Annotated in this window: 15 protein-coding genes; 10 read left to right on the top strand and 5 right to left on the bottom strand. The window is 60.4% G+C overall.

All coding sequences use genetic code 11. The features are described 5' to 3' along the window. Positions 1-16 precede the first annotated feature (16 nt). The 7 genes from algG to ACZ0AZ_RS13595 all read left to right on the top strand — a co-directional run bounded on the left by algG (position 17) and on the right by ACZ0AZ_RS13595 (position 9,384). The gene (gene algG / locus ACZ0AZ_RS13625) at positions 17-1,588 is read left to right on the top strand and encodes a mannuronan 5-epimerase AlgG (protein ID WP_463537550.1); all 1,572 of its coding nucleotides are present in this window, start codon (positions 17-19) and stop codon (positions 1,586-1,588) included. 11 nt (positions 1,589-1,599) lie between these two features. Next, positions 1,600-3,066 (top strand): alginate O-acetyltransferase, encoded by a 1,467-nt coding sequence (locus tag ACZ0AZ_RS13620; protein WP_039759233.1) that lies wholly within the window; start codon positions 1,600-1,602, stop codon positions 3,064-3,066. 8 nt (positions 3,067-3,074) lie between these two features. Beyond that, positions 3,075-4,199 (top strand): mannuronate-specific alginate lyase, encoded by a 1,125-nt coding sequence (locus ACZ0AZ_RS13615; protein ID WP_463537549.1) that lies wholly within the window; start codon positions 3,075-3,077, stop codon positions 4,197-4,199. A gap of 211 nt (positions 4,200-4,410) precedes the next feature. Beyond that, on the top strand, positions 4,411-5,976 hold the full coding sequence (locus ACZ0AZ_RS13610) for an MBOAT family O-acyltransferase (protein WP_129999882.1): 1,566 nt from the start codon (positions 4,411-4,413) through the stop codon (positions 5,974-5,976). Between the two features lie 10 nt (positions 5,977-5,986). Then, the gene (locus ACZ0AZ_RS13605) at positions 5,987-7,159 is read left to right on the top strand and encodes an alginate O-acetyltransferase (protein WP_016771604.1); all 1,173 of its coding nucleotides are present in this window, start codon (positions 5,987-5,989) and stop codon (positions 7,157-7,159) included. A gap of 14 nt (positions 7,160-7,173) precedes the next feature. After that, positions 7,174-7,830, top strand: coding sequence for an alginate O-acetyltransferase AlgF (locus tag ACZ0AZ_RS13600; RefSeq protein WP_016771605.1), 657 nt, complete (start codon positions 7,174-7,176; stop codon positions 7,828-7,830). Between the two features lie 102 nt (positions 7,831-7,932). Continuing rightward, positions 7,933-9,384 carry a mannose-1-phosphate guanylyltransferase/mannose-6-phosphate isomerase gene (locus ACZ0AZ_RS13595; protein ID WP_039759241.1) on the top strand — a complete coding sequence of 484 codons (1,452 nt, stop codon included), beginning with the start codon at positions 7,933-7,935 and terminating at the stop codon, positions 9,382-9,384. Positions 9,385-9,464: 80 nt separating this feature from the next. Here ACZ0AZ_RS13595 and ACZ0AZ_RS13590 read toward each other — a convergent pair whose 3' ends face one another. Further along, the gene (locus ACZ0AZ_RS13590; RefSeq protein WP_463537548.1) at positions 9,465-12,203 is read right to left on the bottom strand and encodes an RHS repeat domain-containing protein; all 2,739 of its coding nucleotides are present in this window, start codon (positions 12,201-12,203) and stop codon (positions 9,465-9,467) included. Positions 12,204-12,372: 169 nt separating this feature from the next. Here ACZ0AZ_RS13590 and ACZ0AZ_RS13585 point away from each other — a divergent pair, with 169 nt between their 5' ends. The 3 genes from ACZ0AZ_RS13585 to ACZ0AZ_RS13575 all read left to right on the top strand — a co-directional run bounded on the left by ACZ0AZ_RS13585 (position 12,373) and on the right by ACZ0AZ_RS13575 (position 15,233). After that, positions 12,373-12,837, top strand: coding sequence for a multidrug transporter (locus ACZ0AZ_RS13585; protein WP_129999883.1), 465 nt, complete (start codon positions 12,373-12,375; stop codon positions 12,835-12,837). A 35-nt stretch (positions 12,838-12,872) separates the two neighbouring features. Beyond that, positions 12,873-13,697 carry an SDR family oxidoreductase gene (locus ACZ0AZ_RS13580; RefSeq protein ID WP_463537547.1) on the top strand — a complete coding sequence of 275 codons (825 nt, stop codon included), beginning with the start codon at positions 12,873-12,875 and terminating at the stop codon, positions 13,695-13,697. Positions 13,698-13,880: 183 nt separating this feature from the next. After that, positions 13,881-15,233: an NHL repeat-containing protein gene (locus tag ACZ0AZ_RS13575; protein ID WP_463537546.1), complete on the top strand. Its 1,353-nt coding sequence runs from the start codon at positions 13,881-13,883 to the stop codon at positions 15,231-15,233. A 47-nt stretch (positions 15,234-15,280) separates the two neighbouring features. Here ACZ0AZ_RS13575 and ACZ0AZ_RS13570 read toward each other — a convergent pair whose 3' ends face one another. The 4 genes from ACZ0AZ_RS13570 to ACZ0AZ_RS13555 form a co-directional block, all read right to left on the bottom strand. Next, entirely contained in the window at positions 15,281-16,147 is an 867-nt protein-coding gene (locus ACZ0AZ_RS13570; RefSeq protein ID WP_463537545.1) for an efflux RND transporter periplasmic adaptor subunit, read from the bottom strand. 10 nt (positions 16,148-16,157) lie between these two features. Next, complete coding sequence (locus ACZ0AZ_RS13565) at positions 16,158-16,358, bottom strand: DUF1656 domain-containing protein (protein WP_041479478.1); 201 nt, start codon at positions 16,356-16,358, stop codon at positions 16,158-16,160. Next, positions 16,348-18,540 carry an FUSC family protein gene (locus ACZ0AZ_RS13560; RefSeq protein ID WP_463537544.1) on the bottom strand — a complete coding sequence of 731 codons (2,193 nt, stop codon included), beginning with the start codon at positions 18,538-18,540 and terminating at the stop codon, positions 16,348-16,350. The genes ACZ0AZ_RS13565 and ACZ0AZ_RS13560 overlap by 11 nt, the downstream gene beginning before the upstream one ends. Before the next feature lie 238 nt (positions 18,541-18,778). Then, positions 18,779-20,278, bottom strand: a complete 1,500-nt coding sequence (locus ACZ0AZ_RS13555; RefSeq protein ID WP_463570829.1) for an efflux transporter outer membrane subunit — start codon at positions 20,276-20,278, stop codon at positions 18,779-18,781. Between the last annotated feature and the right edge of the window lie 187 nt (positions 20,279-20,465).

Raw genomic sequence — 20,465 nt, 5'->3', positions numbered from 1 at the left:
CAAGGGAGTGCCCGACATGATCAGCACCAGAACAGGCTCACTCAGCCTGCTGGCCGGCGCGATGCTGCTGGCCAGCGCCAGCGCCTTCGCCAATGTTGAACCGGCGAAACCTGCGAACGTGGCCAAAGAACTGCAACAGGCCAAGACCTACACCGTCAGCAGCGCGCCGACCGACGCGCTGAAACTGGCCAAGCCGACACTGCCCGACCTCTCCGGCTTCACCGCCGAAGCCGCTGCGGCGAAGATCGTGCGCAGCAAGCCGGGCAAGATCAGCGTGCGCCGGATGATGCAGGAAAACGCTCTGAAGGACTTCATCGGCGGCGATAACAAGATGGCCGAATGGGTGGTGCGTCAGCACGGCATCCCGCAGGCGATCTTCATCGACGACGGCTACATGAACCTCAAGGATCTGGCGAAAAAACTGCCCAAGCAGTATTTCAGCGAGACGTCCCCGGGCGTGTACCTGGCCAAATTGCCGATCGTGGTCGGCGAGAAAGGTATCCTCGAAATCGACGGTCAGACCCAGGAACTGCGCCTGTCCCAAGAGGCCGGTTCGTTCCTGGTCAATGATGGCAAACTGTTCGTGCGTGACACCAAAGTCACCGGCTGGCGCGAGAAGGAAAACGGCCCGGCGACCTTCCGTTCGCCGAAGGAATTCCGTCCGTTCCTGCTCTCCTGGGGCGGCACCGAGACCTACATCGTCAACAGCAAGATGGCCAGTTTCGGTTACGCCAACAGTAAGTCCTACGGGGTGAGTATTTCCCAGTACACGCCGAACATGGCCAAGGTCCTCAAGCGCCCGGAACCGACCGGCTGGATCGTCGGCTCCGAGTTCTCGGACATGTGGTACGGCTTCTACTGCTACGAAACCCGCGACTTTGTGGTCAAGGGCAGCACCTACAAAGACAACATCGTCTACGGCATCGACCCGCATGACCGCTCGCACCGTCTGATCATTGCCGAGAACACCGTTCACGGCACGAAGAAGAAGCACGGGATCATCATTTCCCGTGAGGTCAACGACAGCTTCATCTTCAACAATAAGAGTTTCGACAACAAGTTGTCGGGCCTGGTGATCGACCGTAACAGCGTCAACAACATCATTGCCTACAACGAGATCTACAAGAACCACACCGACGGCATCACGCTCTACGAGTCCGCCGACAACCTGCTGTGGGGCAACAAGGTCATCAGCAATACCCGTCACGGCATTCGTATTCGTAACAGCGTGAACATCCGCCTCTACGAAAACGTTGCCATGACCAACGGCCTGACCGGTATCTACGGCCACATCAAGGACCTGACCGACACCGACCGTGACATCAAGCTCGACCCGTTCGACGCGCAGGTCTCGCTGATCGTCGTCGGCGGCGAGCTGGCAGCCAACGGCAGCGGCCCGCTGTCGATCGACTCGCCGCTGAGTGTCGAGCTGTATCGCGTGTCGATGCTGGCGCCGACCAAGTCCAGCGGGATCAGCTTCAACGGCATCCTCGGCGAGCGCCAGGATGAAATTCTCGATCTGTTGGTGCGCCAGCAGAAAGCCGTGCTGATCGACCCTGTCGAACGCCAGACCGAATTGCAGGACTGAGGATAATTTTTATGCACCCACACATGATCAAACTGCTCAGCCTCTCGGCCCTGACCCTCGGCATTCTCGCTGCCGGCAACGCTCGCGCCGACGCTGAAGGCGCAAGCGTCACGCCACCGAAGTTCACCGCCGAGCCGTGCTGCAACCTGTGCCCGGCGGCCCATGACGCGAAGAACTACACCACGCGTTATCAGCAGAACTTCACCACCCTGGTACAGGCCCAAGGCGACTGGCTGTTCCGTACCCAGGAAGACCTGCGCACCGAGTTCAACACCACACCAGCCGGCTACAAGCGCTTGCAACAGTTGCACGATGCGTTCAAGAGCAAAGGCGTTGAGCTGGTGATCGTCTACCAGCCGACCCGTGGCCTGGTGAACCGCAACAAGCTCAACCCGCAGGAAAAAGCCGCGTTCGATTACGAGAAAGCCCTGGGCAACTACAAGACCATGCTCGGCCGTTTCGCCAAGATGGGTTACGTGGTGCCGGACCTGTCGCCGCTGACCAACGAATCGCTGCCGGACACCCTGCCCGCCCACGACTTCTACTTCCGTGGCGACCAGCACTGGACGCCTTACGGTGCCCAGCGCACGGCGAAAATCGTCGCCGAAAAGGTCAAGCAGATCCCGGCCTTCGCCGACATTCCCAAGCGTGAATTCGAGACCAAGAAGTCCGGGCGCATGGGCAAGACCGGCACCCTGCACAACATGGCCGGGCAGCTGTGCGGCACCAGCTACGCGATCCAGTACATGGACCAGTTCACCACCGAGCCGAAAGGCGAGGCCGGCGACGGCGACCTGTTCGGCGATTCCGGCAATCCGCAGATCACCCTGGTCGGTACGTCGCACAGCGGCAAGAACTACAACTTCGCCGGTTTCCTCGAAGAAGCCATCGGCGCCGACATTCTCAACGTGGCCTTCCCCGGCGGCGGTTTCGAAGGTTCGATGCTGCAGTACCTGGGCAGCGAAGAATTCCAGAAGACCCCGCCGAAGATTCTCATCTGGGAATTCTCGCCGCTGTATCGCCTCGACCAGGAAACCATCTATCGCCAGATGATGGCCCTGCTCGACAACGGTTGCGAAGGCAAAGACGCGCAGATGTCCGCCAGTGCCACGCTGAAGCCAGGCAGCAAGCAAGAACTGCTGGTCAACAGCAAGAACCTGAACCTGCAAAACGCCAACCATCAGGTCGACATCCGCTTCGCCGACACCTCGGTGAAAACCCTGCAAGCCACCCTCTGGTACATGAACGGTCGCCACGAGGACATCAAGATCGAGAAACCGGAAACCTCCGACACCGACGGTCGTTTCGCCTTTGAGCTGCGCACGGACGAAGACTGGGCCTCGCAAAACCTGCTGGCCGTTGAAGTCCAGGGTCCTGAAGCCGGACCTGGCGCCGCGCCACAAAAAGTCGAAGCGAAAATCTGCAAACGCAACGTATTCCCGGGCGTCGGTCAACAAACCGCGCAGCTCGGGCAATGAGGTCTGCTATGCGAAATCCGAAACTGAAAACCCTGTTGGCACCGACCCTCCTGAGCCTGGCGATGTTCGCCGGGGCGACTCAGGCCGCCGCGCCATTGCGTCCACCGCAGGGCTACTTCGCCCCGGTGGATAAATTCAAGACCGGTGACAAGAGCGACGGCTGCGACGCGATGCCAGCGCCGTACACCGGTCCGCTGCAATTTCGCAGCAAATACGAAGGTTCGGACAAGGCCCGCGCGACGCTGAACGTGCAGTCGGAAAAAGCCTTTCGCGACACTATCAAAGACATCACCACGCTGGAACGCGGCACCGCCAAGCGGGTTATGCAGTTCATGCGCGACGGTCGCCCGGAGCAGCTCGAATGCACGCTCAACTGGCTGACCGCGTGGGCCAAGGCTGACGCGTTGATGTCGAAAGACTTCAACCACACCGGCAAGTCGATGCGCAAATGGGCGCTGGGCAGCATGGCCTCGTCGTACATTCGCCTGAAGTTCTCCGACTCGCACCCACTGGCCCAGCACCAGCAGGAAGCGCAGTTGATCGAAGCCTGGTTCAGCAAAATGGCCGATCAGGTGGTCAGCGACTGGGACAACCTGCCGCTGGAAAAAACCAACAACCACTCGTACTGGGCCGCCTGGTCGGTGATGGCCACCGCCGTCGCCACCAACCGCCGCGACCTGTTCGACTGGGCCGTCAAGGAATACAAGGTCGGCGTCAATCAAGTCGATGCCGATGGTTTCCTGCCCAACGAACTCAAGCGCCAGCAACGCGCCCTCGCCTATCACAACTACGCCCTGCCGCCGCTGGCAATGATCGCCAGTTTCGCCCAGGTCAACGGTGTCGATCTGCGTCAGGAAAACAATGGCGCACTGAAGCGTCTCGGTGACCGCGTGTTGGCCGGCGTCAAGGACCCTGACGAGTTCGAAGAAAAGAACGGCAAAAAGCAGGACATGACCGACCTGAAAGAGGACATGAAATTCGCCTGGCTCGAACCGTTCTGCACGCTCTACACCTGTGCGCCGGATGTGATCGAGAAGAAGCGCGACATGCAACCGTTCAAGACCTTCCGTCTTGGCGGCGACCTGACCAAGGTCTACGACCCGTCGCATGAAAAGGGCAACAAGGGTTCCTGAAAACACTGATGGCTGATCGTTCCCACGCTCCGCGTGGGAATGCAGCCCGGGACGCTCCGCGTCCCATGCCGAAGCGGACGCAGAGCGTCCATTGAGGCATTCCCACGCAGAGCGTGGGAACGATCGCAGGACTGTTTCACCCCTCCACTACCACGGGGGGTTTGGGGGGGCTTTGGCCCTTGACTGTTGGTTCAAACATGGAGAGATCGGGATGGTATTTTCATCCAACGTGTTCCTGTTTCTGTTCTTGCCGATCTTTCTCGGCTTGTACTACCTGAGCGGGCAACGCTATCGCAACCTGCTGCTGCTGATCGCCAGCTACGTGTTCTACGCCTGGTGGCGAGTGGACTTCCTCGCACTGTTCGCCGGCGTCACGCTGTGGAACTACTGGATCGGCCTGAAAGTCGGTGCCGCCGGTGTACGAACCAAACCGGCGCAGCGCTGGCTGTTGCTCGGCGTGGCGGTGGACCTGTGCATCCTCGGCTACTTCAAATACGCCAACTTCGGCGTCGACAGCATCAACGCGATCATGACTTCGTTCGGTCTTGAACCGTTCATCCTGACCCACGTGCTGCTGCCGATCGGTATTTCGTTCTACATCTTCGAATCGATCAGCTACATCATCGACGTGTACCGTGGCGACACGCCGGCGACGCGCAACCTGATCGACTTCGCAGCATTCGTGGCGATCTTCCCGCACCTGATTGCCGGCCCGGTTCTGCGTTTCCGTGACCTCGCTGATCAGTTCAACAACCGGACGCACACCCTCGACAAGTTCTCCGAGGGCTGCACGCGGTTCATGCAGGGTTTCATCAAGAAGGTCTTCATCGCCGACACCCTCGCCGTGGTCGCCGACCATTGCTTCGCCCTGCAGAACCCGACCACGGGCGATGCCTGGCTCGGTGCGCTGGCGTACACCGCGCAGCTGTACTTCGACTTCTCCGGTTACAGCGACATGGCCATCGGTCTGGGCTTGATGATGGGTTTCCGCTTCATGGAAAACTTCAAGCAGCCGTACATCAGCCAGTCGATCACCGAGTTCTGGCGCCGCTGGCACATCAGCCTGTCGACCTGGCTGCGTGACTATCTCTACATCACCCTCGGCGGTAATCGTAAAGGCACGCTGATGACCTATCGCAACCTGTTCCTGACCATGCTGCTCGGCGGTCTGTGGCACGGCGCGAACATCACTTACATCATCTGGGGCGCCTGGCACGGCATGTGGCTGGCGATCGAAAAAATGCTCGGCCTGAACACCTCGCCGCGCAGCCTCAACCCGATCCGCTGGGCACTGACCTTCCTGCTGGTGGTGATGGGCTGGGTGATCTTCCGTGCCGAGAACCTGCACGTTGCCGGTCGCATGTACGGTGCAATGTTCAGCTTCGGCGACTGGTCGCTGTCGGAACTCAATCAGGCCAGCCTGACCGGTCTGCAAGTGGCGACCCTGGTGGTGGCTTACGTGACCCTGGCGTTCTTCGGCCTGCGTGATCTGTACACCAATCAGCCGCCCGCCAAGACCAAACCGGAAGTCAACGTCAAGGCCGATGGCCCTGCCACTGCGACCCCGGGAATGATCAAGGCAGCGCCTGGTGAAAATCCAGCGAGCATCCATGAACCTGGCTTCACCGTCGGCGTCGAAGCCCAGGTGCAACCGGCCTACTGGACCGCTGACTGGTCGCGCTACGTGATGCGCGGGCTGATCCTGCTGCTGTTCATCGCCTCGATTCTCAAACTCTCGGCGCAAAGCTTCTCGCCGTTCCTTTACTTCCAGTTCTGAGGGATCTGACATGACCCGCTCATTACGCATCTTCTACATCGCCCTGTTCCTGGTGACGCTGTTGGTCCTGGGCCTGTGGTCGATTCGCAGCTTCTTCGGCTTCAGCACCAACGCCGACGCGACGGTGCTCAATGGCCGCTGGACCAAAGCGGTGGAAACCCACTACGACGATGAATTCCCGATCAAGCGTCTGGGCACCAACCTCTGGGCCGCGCTGGATTTCAAACTGTTCAACGAAGGTCGTCCGGGCGTCGTGCTCGGCCGCGACCAGTGGTTGTACAGCGATGAGGAATTCAACCCGATCGTCAACGAACAACAGAACCTGCAAGGCAACTACGCGCTGGTCGAAGGCGTGCGCCAGACCCTGAAAGAGAAAGGCGTGAAACTGGTGATGGCGATCGTGCCGGCCAAGGTGCGTCTGTATCCGGAGCATCTGGATGAAGTGAAGCCTTCGAGCATTCACCAGAACCTGTATCAGGATTTCCACGCACGTGTTGCGGCCGACAAGATCCTCGCCCCTGACCTGCTCGGCCCGCTGCAACAGGCCAAGCAGAACGGTCAGCAAGTGTTCCTGCGCACCGACACCCACTGGACGCCGGAAGGCGCCGAGATCGCCGCCAACACGCTGGCGAAAACCATTGCCGAGAAATTCCCGCTGAGCGGCGAGCCCCAGCGCTTCGTCACCACGCCAGCGGAGAAGGTTACGCACAAGGGCGATCTGCGTCTGTTCCTGCCACTCGATCCGCTGTTCGAAAACATGATGCCGGCGCCTGAGCCACTGCTCAAACGCAACACCGTTGCCGCCGAGCAACCTGCCGGTGACGACGCGCTGTTCGCCAACAGCGAAGTACCGGTCGCGCTGATCGGCACCAGCTACAGCGCCAACCCCAACTGGAACTTCGTCGGTGCGCTCAAACAAGCGCTGCACAGCGACGTCGTCAACTACGCCGAAGACGGCCATGGCCCGATTCTGCCGATGCTCAGCTACCTGAAAAGCGATGACTTCAAGAACAGCCCGCCACAAGTGCTGATCTGGGAGTTTCCTGAACGATATCTGCCTGTGAACAACGAAATCGGCGACGCCGACCCGCAGTGGGTCGCAGAGCTTAAACAAGCCGGCGCCCGCCAACAAAACGTAGCCATCAACACTAAATCCGAGACGCCCGATCGGGCGCAAAACTGAAAGAGAGGTACACCATGACTTTCACTACTACTCCTCGTCGTCTCGCTAAAAGCTTCGCACTGGTTGCTGGCCTCAGCGTACTTTCCGTCCCGGCCTTCGCCGGCGGCGACGCCGCGCTGTACGGCCCGACCGCACCGAAAGGCTCGACCTTCGTGCGTGTCTACAACGCCAGCAACGCTGAAGTCAGCGCGACTGTCGGCAGCACCAACCTGAGCGACATCGCGCCACTGGCCAGCAGCGATTTCAGCTTCATGCCAGGCGGCGACTACAGCGCCAAAGTCGGCAGCCAGACCCTGCCGGTGAAACTCGCCGGCGACCACTACTACACCCTGGTCAACAACGCGTCCGGCGCGCCACAACTGATCGAAGAGCCGCCGTTCAAGAACAAGCAGAAATCCCTGGTTCGCGTGCAGAACCTCAGCGACAAGCCACTGACCTTGAAGACTGCCGATGGCAAGACCGAGGTGGTGCCGAACGTGGCAGCCAAGGGCCGTGGCGAACGTGAAATCAACCCGGTGAAAGTCAGCCTGGCGCTGTACGAAGGCGACAAGAAAGTCGGCGACGTGAAACCGGTCGCCCTGGAGCGTGGTGAGGCAGCGGTGCTGTACGTCACCGGCAACGGCAGCAACCTGTCGCCAGTCTGGGTGAAACGCCCGGTGTCGACTCGCTAATCGCTCGAGCTATCAGCTACTAGCTTCAAGCTGCAAGTGAAGTGCTTCTAACTCACCACTTGCAGCTTGCAGCTCTCAACTGCATTTTATGGAGTAAACATTATGATTCCGGTGATCTTGTCAGGTGGTAGCGGTTCGCGTCTGTGGCCTCTTTCGCGTAAGCAATTCCCCAAGCAATTCCTCGCCCTGACCGGCGAACACACCCTGTTCCAGCAAACCCTCGAGCGCCTGGTGTTCGAAGGCATGGACACGCCGATCGTGGTCTGCAACAAGGAACACCGCTTCATCGTCAACGAGCAACTGGCCGCACGCAATCTGGAATGCCAGCGCATCCTGATGGAACCGTTTGGCCGCAACACGTCGCCGGCCGTCGCGCTGACCGCGATGATGCTGGTCAATGAAGGTCGCGACGAACTGATGCTGGTGCTGCCGGCCGACCACGTGCTGGAAGACCAAAAAGCCCTGCAGCGCGCCTTGGCTCTGGCCACCGTCGCGGCGGAAAACGGTGAAATGGTCCTGTTCGGCGTGCCGGCAACCAAACCGGAAACCGGTTATGGCTACATCAAATCCACCGCTGATTCGCTGCTGCCCGAAGGCGTCAGCCGCGTCTCGCACTTCGTCGAAAAACCGGACGTCAAGCGCGCCACCGAGTATGTCGAATCCGGCGGTTACTACTGGAACAGCGGCATGTTCCTGTTCCGCGCCAGCCGCTTCCTCGAAGAACTGAAAAAGCACGATCCGGACATCTACGACACCTGCCTGCTGACCCTCGAGCGCAGCCAGCAGGACGCCGACAGCGTCACCTTCGACGAAGCCACCTTCGCCTGCTGCCCAGACAACTCCATCGACTACTCGGTGATGGAAAAAACCCAGCGCGCCTGCGTGGTGCCGCTGACCGCCGGCTGGAGCGATGTCGGCTGCTGGTCGTCGCTGTGGGAAGTCAACGAGAAAGACGCCAACGGCAACGTCAGCAAAGGCGACGTGGTGATTCAGGACAGCAAGAACTGCATGATCCACGGCAACGGCAAACTGGTCTCGGTGATCGGTCTGGAAAACATCGTTGTGGTCGAAACCAAAGACGCGATGATGATTGCCCACAAGGACAAGGTCCAAGGCGTCAAGCAGATGGTCAACACGCTCAACGAGCAGGGCCGCAGCGAAACCCAGAATCACTGCGAAGTCTATCGTCCGTGGGGCTCGTACGACTCGGTGGACATGGGCGGGCGTTTCCAGGTCAAGCACATCTCGGTCAAGCCGGGCGCGTGCCTGTCGCTGCAGATGCACCACCACCGCGCCGAACACTGGATCGTGGTCAGCGGCACCGCCGAAGTGACCTGCGACGAGAACGTGTTCCTGCTCACCGAAAACCAGTCGACCTACATCCCGATCGCCTCGGTGCACCGCCTGCGCAACCCGGGCAAGATCCCGCTGGAAATCATCGAAGTGCAGTCGGGTTCGTACTTGGGTGAAGACGATATCGAGCGTTTCGAAGATATCTACGGTCGCTCCACCCCGATCGAACGCGGCGTGTCGGTGAAAACCATCGCGCAGTGATCGCTCGCTAAAACGAGAAGCCCTCGTCCAGCCCGTTGCGTTCCCTATCCGCAGCGGGCTGGGCGGGGGCTTTTTTTCGCCTAGCCGAAAACTGAATTACGGCGTCTCGCCAATGCTGGATCTTCCTCGAGCGACTCGCCTTCCATCCCCTGTGCCACCGCCACGGGATCTTGAGTAAACGCCGCGGCAAACAGCTGCTGCGCCAACGGTGTGCGGGTTGCGGTCGGTTCCGGAAACAATGACCGGCGCGGGGTCGATCGATTGAAGGAGCGCAAGTCGACCGCTGGGCTGTTCGGGGAAACGGCTGGAGGTACGGGGACGGGTGTGCTGAGCATTTTGTACTGGATCCGCGTCTGAGCCTCGGAAACCTGCATGGCATTGCCCATTGCCACACTTACAGAGCCAACCAACTGAACGGCGGGGTGGGCGGCGTGCATCAGCAGATTTCCGCCGATCTGGAAGCTTTTGGCCACGGCACCGCGCCTGGCTGCAAGTACTTGCGGTTCTTCAACAGGGCTGTTGAACGCAACGGACATGGGTCCCATGATCCGGCTGGTGGTCTCCTCCCCCAACACCCGATTCATTGTCGAAGAAACGAATTCACCGGAGTGGTACAGCACGGCCCCCGACGGGGGTGCGGTGTGCGTCCGGGCGGCGGCAATGACATGTGCCTGATGGGTGTTGAGCACGGAGTTGTCCCGGGCTCCCAGCTCTGCCAGCGCTACCGGTATTTCGCGGCGGTAGGCCTGAACGTCGGGATTGGGGTCATTCTCGAAGTAACGGCGCACGGGCTGCATGCCGGCGGCTTGCACGGGATTGACCAGTTTCTTGTCGGCAAGATCGTGGTACACCCGATCGGGAGCATGCTTGTCGGGCTTGCGCCCGTCGCTGTCCGTGTAAGTCATTGGGTTATTGCGCATCGCGCGATAGCGATTATGGCCGTCGATCGCCCCGCCAGGATCGGTATTCAACCAGCGTTGCAGCCACGGCACGTAATAGCGAAACCCAAAGGAGTAAAGCCCCGTGGCATCACGTTCCTTTCCCGAATAGCGCGCGGTCTTGTAACTGACGTCGGGCTCATCGGCCCACGCCGTCGCACCGAACGGATAGAAATATTCACGGCTGATCAGTCGCGCATCTGCGTCCATCTCAAGACTGAGCGACCCCAGATGATCACTGAAACTGTATCGGTAGATATCGTTGGTGCCCGTCGGTGGCGGGCTTTCCCAGTGCAGAACGCGAACGCTGTTGAGTCCGGTCTGCACGCTGACCACCTGCAAGCTCCGCGCAGTGCCGGTGTCCATGCGCAACTCCAGCGCGGGCAGATAGCGTATATCGGCGAACAGATTGCGCGCGTTGGTCTGGGCTGACCTCGTTTTACGGACACGTTGACCGCCGCCGTCGTAGAGATAGCTTTCGCGATCATCGGCGCCTGATTCGCGTTGCACGACCACGACCGAGTCCAGCTGATTACGCAGATTCCACTGCAACGGGCGTCCTTGATCCAGCAACAACAAATTACCCCGCGGATCGAAAGCTTCAGCGATCTCTGCCTCAGAGGGCGGCTTACCGTCGCGCCACGGCAGGCAACGATTACTGTGGCGCGCGGCCTGCAGTTGATGACCTGGACTCTGTTGGCCAGTGTGAGTCAGCTCAAGCAAATTTCCCCCGGCGTCATAGCGATAGCTTTGGCTGTAGTTACCGACAGCGATCGGCCCGCCACCAGCGGCGCCGGCCTCCCAGCCAGTCGCATGGATCAGTTGGTAAAGACTGTCATAGCGGTAGCGACTGACTGGCTCGATGCGCTGGTTGGCGAACCAGCGCACGGACAATGCCTGGTCTTCGATGCTCAGTACATTGCCCATCGCGTCATAGGCATACAGTAGGCGTTGCCAGACTTTGCCGTATTGATCCTGAGCATGGCGGGTGAGCAGACGGCCGTCCTCGGGACGGTAGCTCAGCGTGGTCGAAACGCCGTTGCCGGCCAGTTCCCGAATGACCTGGCCGTCGGCGTTGTAGCGAATATCGCTGACGACGGGATAGTCCTGGGTCTGAAACCTCAGCCTCAGACCCACCCCGCCTAACCGCCCGTCGAGTGTCAGTGCGAACACCTGCCGGTTGCCAGCAGCATCGAACTGTTCGAGCACGGTTCCGAGCGGGCCATAGCGCCACTGCGTGGTTGCCCCGGCTGCGGATTCGAGCAGTTTCTGCCGATCACCCAAGCCCTGCGGCCAATCCGGGGCCGCTGACTCAAGCGTGAATTGGCGAATGCTTTCGCTGCACTGGCCAGTGATTGCGAATTGCTCAAACAGCACGCTGCCGGCCGGATCGTCATGTCGGATCAATTGACCGAGCTGATTGCGCCACGCGTCGCCCGCCCCGGGGACGCCATAGGCAAAACGCTCGGTGCACCGCCGGGGCAGGCCAGTGCCCTGTTCGAACACGGCAACCGGGCGCAGCAAGTTATCGTACTGGTCCTCGCGACGTGCGCCACGGCTGTCCCAACTGAACAGCGTCTCACCCGCCAAACCCGGCAACCGGACCTGAATGCCTGCATCAGTGCTGTCCGAGCGCAGTACGCTGTCGTCCAGGGAGTACACCGATGACAGAGAGGCAGGCGTTTGCGGATCAATCGCTTGCAGCGCCCAGAGTCGAGCATCCCATTGTCTGACCGCACGCCCGGCAACGTCGCGCAGCGTTCGCTCGATCCGGGGCTCGCTTGCCAACGATGCATCGGTGCGCCAGTAATTGACTGTGAGGACGGCCAGACCGCGCGGATCGTTCACGGCAAGCGTCGGCGTTTTGCTGTGGATACCCATGATCAGTCAACGTCCGTGTAAGCATCTGCCCATCTGAGCAAGCGCAAGCCCCCGTGGCCACTGTCAGAAATTACAGTCCCGACCGACGGTAGGCTGGCGCTTCTCACCAATACCTATCGTGCGAGGCGTTCGGTAGGATGGACTTCAATCCTCCATGGAGCACTCGCGCATGTTCATTGGCATCCTGCTGGTCATCACCTGGCTGATCCTGCTGTTGCGCTATCCGGCCAAGGCCTTGCCGGTGTCGGTGGCCGCAGCCATCGGCCTGGGCTTTATGGCGATGTGGGTGGTGTGGCTGGACAACCGCGAGATCAAGCAACTGGCGCGCCTGGAACTGCGCATTGCCTATGCCCCCGAACAATGTCCGGCCGACCGCCCCCTCCAATTGAAAATGAACAACGGCAACAATGTGCCGCTGACCGAACTGCGCTGGCGCATCGCCGCATACGCGCCGGGCGATACGGTCAATCTGGCCGACAACCAATACACCGCCCCACGCTATCGCGGCCCCGGCGAACTGCAGGCCGGCGCGACTTGGGAAGACTGCCTGCCGCTGCCGCCGCTGCGCCCCGGCTATCGCCCGCAAACGCTGGAGTTTCGCGCCGAGCATTTGCAGGGTAGTTTCTCCGACTGATCCCCTTCCCCGATTTTTTGCATAAGGAATGCGCCATGCCCGTTGCGTTGATCACCGGTTGTTCCAGCGGCATCGGCCGCGCCCTCGCCGATGCTTTCAAAGCGGCCGGATACGAAGTCTGGGCCAGTGCGCGCAGGGCTGAAGACGTCAGCGCGCTCAGCGCCGCCGGTTTCACCGCGATTCAGCTGGACGTCAACGATGGCGTCGCGCTGGAACAACTCGCCGAACGTCTGGGCCAGCAACATGGCGGCCTCGACGTATTGATCAACAATGCCGGTTATGGCGCCATGGGGCCGCTGCTCGACGGCGGCGTGACGGCCATGCAACGGCAGTTCGAAACCAACGTATTTTCGATTGTCGGCGTCACCCGCGCGTTGTTTCCGCTGCTGCGTCAGGCCAAGGGGCTGGTGGTGAATATCGGCAGTGTGTCGGGTGTTTTGGTCACGCCGTTTGCCGGCGCCTACTGCGCGTCGAAAGCGGCGGTACATGCCTTGAGCGATGCCTTGCGCATGGAACTGGCACCGTTCGGCATCCGCGTGATGGAGGTTCAGCCCGGCGCGATCGAATCAAGCTTCGCGAAGAACGCCGGGCATGAAGCCGAGCAGTTGATCAACGAGCAATCGCCGTGGTTTCCGTTGCGTGAAGGCATTCGGGCACGGGCCAAGGCATCGCAGGACAAACCCACTCCGGCCAGTGAGTTTGCTGCCGAGCTGTTGAAAGCGGTGCGGCAGAGCAAGCCGCCACGGCTGGTTCGCATCGGCAACGGCAGTCGGGCGTTGCCGTTGCTGGCGGCGTTGTTGCCGAAGGGTTTGCTTGAATCGACGTTGATGAAGCGCTTCGGATTGCGCGCAAAGCTCTGATACTCAACTGCCCCCTCCGCCGAAAGCGCAATGCGACCAGCGGTATCCAGACCTGTCAGAGTTGACAGTGGGCAACCCATGGACGAAAGCCTAATGTGGGTCAGGCCCGGTTAGCGACTGGTTGAGACCTTGTCATAGCCCGGCGAGAAAACCGACCTCAAAACAACCGGCGCAGGGACGTGTATGACTACCTCAGATTTAGAACTACCCAGCATAATTAAAGCAACAATCGACGCGTCCTGGGGAAGTGGCCAGGGCAAACTTCGACTGGACGAAATATTCCGCGATGACCCGGCGAAGTCTCGCCCCCTGACTGGGTCGCTCCTGCTGGATGATAAATCGCTGATAGTCACCAGTACTTTCGACGAAAAAAACTATTTCATTTCGAAACTGACAGTATTGGGTGACGTAGACGCAAACTTCGGTCTCGAAGGGCGGGTCATGGGCACGTTCTGTCTCGATGAAAAGGCTTTTGGCGGGCCGATTGCCACAAGTGCCAAAGATGCCAAAGATGCCAAAGATGCCAAAGATGCCAATAAGCGACTGTTCATGGCGGGCAGCACAACCAATGGCAAGGAGGGCGAGGTATGGCCCGTGATTCTTTGCCTTGATCATGAGGGCAAAATAGTTGATGACTTCGGCGACGAAGGCAAAGTCATCATCAAACACCCCAATGAACAATGGCGCGCGGTACAAGGGCCAAGGTTCGTGTTCACGACAATCGATGGCAGCGTCATTGTTGGCGTGAATTATCACGCCGGTGACGCGTCCGAGAAGAACGTGTACAAGGCGCTCCTGTACAAGTTTGACGCACAGGGCAAGCCCGTTGAGGCATTCGGCACAAACGGCTGCGTTGTAATCGAGGGCATTCATCGGGCCGCAGTTACCTCATTCAGCGACGGTCGCGAGATCGAAGACGGGCGCTTGCTATTTGCAGGCTATGAAAAGTCTGACCCCGACGTGAATCCGGAGGGTCTCATCGTGATGTTGAATCCAGACGGCAGCCTCAACGAGGATTTCGGCCCCGAGGAAAGACGCGGATATCTGGTGTTCCGGGAAAACTACAGTGGTACCGAATTCAATACTGTAAAACAGCGAGTCAGTAATAAATTTACGGCATCCGGCTACCAGAACAAGTCGAACGCCTTCAGCAACCGATATGGCCTGTTGCTCGCCTTCGACGAAACAGGTAAACCAGATCTCGAGATCAATCGAAGCCGTCCAATTATCCTGCCACTCCATATCGATATTGGTCGTGAAAGACCAGTCAACTGGGCAGACCACATCGCTTTCGATAATAATCTCGTGTTCTGCGGTGGAGACGAAAAGGACAATTACATTGGCTGCGTGACGTCGGCTGACGGCAGCTACGCCAGTGGTTTTTACGGTGGGCACAGCTACATTCACAGACAGGAGCCCACAGAGACTCTCCCCAGACTTCATTATCAGCAGACCCCAGGCAAACTGATTTTTGCCCTGAACCTCAATCTAGAAAACCCTGTGGGTTGTGTGTATCGCTACGACATCACTCAGTAAATGCAAGGATCTTCGCGCGTCGCCCGGTTCAGGGGCGACTCGGTCGATCAATTGTCTGCCAGGTCCTGCTTCACCACCACCGTGCAAGTAATCCCCGCCGCCAGCAACACCCCCGCCGGCACCTCATCAATGTGAATCCTTACGGGCACGCGCTGAGCCAACCGCACCCAGTTGAACGTCGGATTCACATCCGCAATCAGCTCGCGGCTTTCCGGGTTGTCGCGGTCGTAGATGCCGCGGGAAATGCTTTCGACATGGCCCTTGAGCACTTCGCCGCTCATCAACTGCATGTCGGCTTTATCGCCGACCTTCACATGGGGCAGTTTGGTTTCTTCGAAGAAGCCGTAGACCCAGAACGAGTTCATGTCGACCACGGCCATCTTCGCCTCGCCGATGCGTGCGTAATCACCGCGATGCACGTTGAGGTTGGTCACGTAGCCATCCACCGCAGCGCGCACTTCGGTGCGTTTCAGGTTCAGTTCGGCGGCTTCCAGTTGCGCCTGGGCGTGTTTGTAATCGGCCAGCGCGGCGTCGGCGATGTTACTGGCGTCGTCGCGGTTTTCCTTGGAGATCACCAGATTGTCGAGGTCGGCGCGGCGATGGGCGTTGACCTTGCGCATCTCCCAGGTCGACTTGCGCGAAGCCACGAGTGACTGCGCCTGCTTGACCGCGATGCGGTAGTGCTCGGGATCGATGCGCATCAGCAGGTCGCCCTTCTTCACCAGCTGGTTATCACGCACCGGCACCTCGACCACTTCGCCGGTGACGTCGGCGGCGACGTTGATGATGTCGGCGCGCACGCGGCCATCGCGGGTCCACGGCGTGTTCATGTAATGCTCCCACAACGTGCGGCCGATCCACAGCGCCAGGGCCAGCACCAGCAGGGTCGCGAGCAGGCTGAAAAACTTTTTCATCAAGATGTTCTCAACGGTAGACAGTCAGCGCCATGGCGCCGAACAGACAGGTAAACAGGCTCAGACGCAGCAGCGCCGGGTGCCAGAAAAAACGGTACAGGTCGAACCCCGAGAGGAAGCGGTCCAGCGCCCAGGCCAATCCCGCAGCGACAAAAAACATCAGGGTCATGGTCGGCATGTACACGCCATGGAAGGCGATTTCACGAGGCATGGGTGAGTCCTTCGGGCCGGGCGGGAGCGAATTCGGCGAGCGGTGATTGCGGATCGAGCAGTGAAGTGCGGATGAAGTGCAGATAGCTCTTCACCCGGCGCAACGCGGAGGTATCGAAGTGTGGCGCGAACGGTTCATCGGTGGCGGCGACGCGGCTGATCGCATGGTCGACAGCGACCAGTGCGCGCTGCAGATTGCTCGCGTTCGGTTGCAGGAACAGGCGCACCAGCGCCCGTCCCATCACACGGATCGCCTGGCGCCACGGCTGCGATTCGGCATACGCCGGGTGCACCGGCAGGATCGCCTGTTCCTTGCGCAACTCGATGATCGCGTGGCCGACTTCGAGCACCACGAACATCCAGCGCAACAGACTCTTTTGTACCTTCGGCTGCCCTGCAGCGAGGCCATAGGCCTGATGCAGCAGATCGCGGGTGCGGCTCTCGAAACGCGAGGCCAGGCCCTTGAGTTTGCCGCTGATCGCATAGACCACTTGCCCGCGCAGATCCTGCTCCAGGCGCTGCCACAGCCAGCGACTGTTCGGCGGCAGAATGATCGCCCCCGCCGCCGCACACACCAGCATGCCCATGACCATGGCGATGTAGTCGTTGATGAAGGTGTAGGGGTTGTAGATGGTCAGGTTGTCCGGCACTGAACCGGTGCTGAAAAAGATCAACAAACCGAGGCCGACACCGGCGTATTGCGGCCGCGAGGCGAGAAACGAACCGAGCACGATGACCGGTGCGAGCATCACGCAGAGCAAGGGAAAACCGTCGATCCACGGGAAGATGAAAAACATCTCGACGAAGCCGATCAGTGCGCCGAGAAAAGTCCCGCAGGCCATTTGAAAAGCCATGCGCTTGGGGTTCGGTGTGGCAGCGGAAAGGCCGACGGTAGCGGCGGCGATCAGGGTCATGGTCGCGCCGCTCGGCCATGCAGTGGCGACCCAATAACTGCCCAACACGATCAGGATGAACGAGGCACGAATCCCCGACGCGGCTGCCGCCCACCAGTTGGTTTGCGGAGTGAAGGGCTCGTCCCAGCGCTCGCGTTCGTGGCGGTGCTCGGCCAGGGACGCATGGGTCTGCGCATAGCTGTGCAGGTCATCGACGAAGCGGTAGAGCAATTCGTAGGCGGTGTGGAAATCCAGTTGTTCGGCTTCGCTCGGAGCAGTGTCCTGAAAGATCCCGCGCAGCGTTCGGACACGTGCCGGCAGACCTTCCTTGTAGGTGGCCAACGCGGTCGCCAAACGGGCTGCATCAGGGCTGGTCAGAGCACGCCCGCTGAAGCCGTCGAGCACTTCGGCGAGGTCCTGCAGACCCGGTTTGATCGCTGCCACGACGTGCTCTTCGCCATTGCCGCGCAGGCGCTCAAGCAACTGATGCAAGGCATTGAAGCGCGTGGTGATGCCCATGAACTCGCTGTTCAAACGACTCAGCCGACCGTTGCGCCGGCGCATGTGCGGGTCTTCGAACACGGTCACGCTGCGCAAGCCTTCCAGGCCGACGGCTTCGGCAATGAAGCGCACGTTGCTGGCTTCGAACGCCTCGGCTTTGCTGCGCTCGCGCAAGCCGTCGGTGACGAACAGGGCGAACACGCCGAAGCGCTGATACAAGGCGTTGCGCATCGCCGCACTGGCGGTCTGCGGCAGAATCGCCGCGCTGATCAGCGTCGAACAGAGAATCCCCAGCGAGATCTCCAGCACCCGCCATACCGCGGCCATGAAGGCGCCGTCGGGATGCGCCAGTGCCGGCAGACCGACCATCGCGGCGGTGTAACCGGCGAGCACAAACCCATACGCGCGAAAGTTGCGGCAGCGCGCGGCACCGGCCGAGCAGATGCCGACCCAGATCGCCAGCGAGCCGAGAAACAGCTCCGTGTTTTGCGCGAACAAAGCGATCAGCGTGACCATCATCGCCGACCCGGCCAGCGTGCCGAGCAAGCGATAAAAACTCTTGGCGAACACCTGTCCGCTCTGCGGCTGCATGACGATGAACACCGTGATCATCGCCGTACGCGGTTGCGGCAACTCCAGCCGCATCGCCAGCCACAGCGTTAGAAACGCGGCGAGCAACACCTTGAAGATATACACCCAGGTCACGCCATCGCTGCGTGCCCAGTCGAAAAAACCGCGACGCCATTCCAGGGAGTGGAGCCAGCGCAACGGTGCGGGCAAGGGAGTCATTAAATCCTGCTCAATGTTCGAGAACTGAAGAGTTTTCTGTGGTCACTGCAAAACCTGTGGTGAGGGGATTTATCCCCGTTGGGCTGCGAAGCGGCCCCAAAAACTACGACCCGATTCCCACAGTCACACCGCGTGCACTGGCTTTGCGACGGCTGCGCCGCCGAACGGGGATAAATCCCCTCGCCACAGGGTTTGGGGTCAACTCCAAAGGAGGAAATTCCCAGTAGAGATTTAGAGTTCAACGCAGCAGCGCCGGGGTTTTCGGGGCTTGGGTCTGCTCGGCTGTCGGCACGTCATCACCGGCACCGAGGCCGCCCCCCAAGGCAGTCACCAGCTCGGCATGCGCACTCAAGCGCGCGGCCTGCACCTGCTGCTGCACTTGCTGCTGTTTGAACAGCAACGTCTGCGCATTCAGCACGTTGAGGTAATCGGTGAGGCCGCGTTGGTAGGCGATCATCGCGATGTCGTAAGTCTTCTGCGCTGCGGCCACGGATTCGGCAGCGAATTCCTGCTGCTTGTCCATCGACTCGCGGCGGATCAACTGATCGGAAATGTTCTTCAGTGCGTTGATCAGGGTCTGGTTGTAGTGCGCCACGGCGACGTCATAACCGGCCGCCGCCTCGCCCAATTCGCCACGCAGGCGGCCGCCGTCGAAGATCGGCAACGAGATCGCCGGGCCGACGTTGTAGTTGAGTTTCTTGCCGGTCAGAAACTCCAGCGCCCCGCCGCCAGTGGCCATATAGCCGAGGCTGCCGACCAGATCGACATTAGGATAAAAGCCGCCATGGGCGGCATCGATGCCACGCGCCTGCGCCGCCACTTGCCAGCGACTGGCGACCACATCGGGCCGCTGGCCGAGCAAGTCGGCGGGCAATGCCGATGGCAGTTTCAGCGCAGCACCGAGGGACAATGTCGGGCGCTGCAATTGCGCGCCCGCCCCCGGACCTTTACCGGCGAGCGCGGCGATCTGGTTGCGGCTCAGGGCGATTTCCTCGTCCAGCGCATCGAGTTGGCGATGGGTCTCCGGCAGTGGCGTTTCGGCCTGGCTGACTTCGAAGTGCGTGCCGATCCCGCCGTTCAAGCGCTTCTGCGCCAGATCGAGAATCTGCTGTTGCTGCTGGAGCGTCGCCGCGACGATGTCGCGCTGGGCGTAATGCAGCGACAGTTCGATGTAGGCGCGGACGATGTTGTTCTGCAGTTCCAGCTGTGCCAGTCGCGCCTCGGCCACGCTCACATGCGCCAGATCAACCGCCCGCTCACTGGCATTGCGCTCGCGGCCCCAGAGGTCGAGGGCGTAACTGAAGCCGAGCGCGGCGTTGTTGTCCCATGTGGTGGTGTTGGCCAGATCGCCGGGGCCGTAGAACTGATCGGTCGGCCAGTTGTGGCGCTTGAGGGTCGATTCGCCATTGATCTGCAACGCCTCAGCCGCTTCGGCAACACCGGCCATGGCCTTGGCCTGACGCACCCGCGCAGCGGCCATGGCCATGCTCGGGCTGCCTTGCACGGCGAGGTCGATCCAGCGATCAAGTTGCGCGTCACCAAACGCCTGCCACCATTGGGCGCTGGGCCAGTGGGCGTCTTTGGCGGCCTCGGCAATGGCAGCGTCGGTGGCCAGTGAATCGGCCGCGAGTGCCTCGCCGTGAGGGGCAATGCCTTGGGTAGAGATGCAGCCGCCGAGAGCCAGGGTTAAAGCCAGAACACTGAGCGGCAAAAGCGCTCTGTTGATGCGACGCGGCACAGCTGCGAATTCCTGAGAGAGGGATAGATCGAAGACCGTGTAGGAGCTGCCGCAGGCTGCGATTTTTTGATCTTGCTTCCCTTAAAACAAAATCAAAAGACCGCAGCCTTCGGCAGCGCCGGCACAGGATCGGCGCAATTCTATGGAGCTGCCTCTGCGGCGATAAGCTGGGATTTCTGTGAATCTT

The sequence above is a fragment of the Pseudomonas sp. AC239 genome, from assembly GCF_979258545.1.
The sequence above is the reverse complement of the archived record's forward strand: the minus strand, read 5'-3'. Positions and strand labels throughout refer to the sequence as shown.

Bases quoted from the DNA above. Each gene is read 5' to 3' on its own strand.
- algG (WP_463537550.1), top strand. From the start codon at position 17: ATGATCAGCACCAGAACAGGCTCACTCAGCCTGCTGGCCGGCGCGATG.
- ACZ0AZ_RS13620 (WP_039759233.1), top strand. From the start codon at position 1,600: ATGCACCCACACATGATCAAACTGCTCAGCCTCTCGGCCCTGACCCTC.
- ACZ0AZ_RS13615 (WP_463537549.1), top strand. From the start codon at position 3,075: ATGCGAAATCCGAAACTGAAAACCCTGTTGGCACCGACCCTCCTGAGC.
- ACZ0AZ_RS13610 (WP_129999882.1), top strand. From the start codon at position 4,411: ATGGTATTTTCATCCAACGTGTTCCTGTTTCTGTTCTTGCCGATCTTT.
- ACZ0AZ_RS13605 (WP_016771604.1), top strand. From the start codon at position 5,987: ATGACCCGCTCATTACGCATCTTCTACATCGCCCTGTTCCTGGTGACG.
- ACZ0AZ_RS13600 (WP_016771605.1), top strand. From the start codon at position 7,174: ATGACTTTCACTACTACTCCTCGTCGTCTCGCTAAAAGCTTCGCACTG.
- ACZ0AZ_RS13595 (WP_039759241.1), top strand. From the start codon at position 7,933: ATGATTCCGGTGATCTTGTCAGGTGGTAGCGGTTCGCGTCTGTGGCCT.
- ACZ0AZ_RS13590 (WP_463537548.1), bottom strand. From the start codon at position 12,203: ATGGGTATCCACAGCAAAACGCCGACGCTTGCCGTGAACGATCCGCGC.
- ACZ0AZ_RS13585 (WP_129999883.1), top strand. From the start codon at position 12,373: ATGTTCATTGGCATCCTGCTGGTCATCACCTGGCTGATCCTGCTGTTG.
- ACZ0AZ_RS13580 (WP_463537547.1), top strand. From the start codon at position 12,873: ATGCCCGTTGCGTTGATCACCGGTTGTTCCAGCGGCATCGGCCGCGCC.
- ACZ0AZ_RS13575 (WP_463537546.1), top strand. From the start codon at position 13,881: ATGACTACCTCAGATTTAGAACTACCCAGCATAATTAAAGCAACAATC.
- ACZ0AZ_RS13570 (WP_463537545.1), bottom strand. From the start codon at position 16,147: ATGAAAAAGTTTTTCAGCCTGCTCGCGACCCTGCTGGTGCTGGCCCTG.
- ACZ0AZ_RS13565 (WP_041479478.1), bottom strand. From the start codon at position 16,358: ATGCCTCGTGAAATCGCCTTCCATGGCGTGTACATGCCGACCATGACC.
- ACZ0AZ_RS13560 (WP_463537544.1), bottom strand. From the start codon at position 18,540: ATGACTCCCTTGCCCGCACCGTTGCGCTGGCTCCACTCCCTGGAATGG.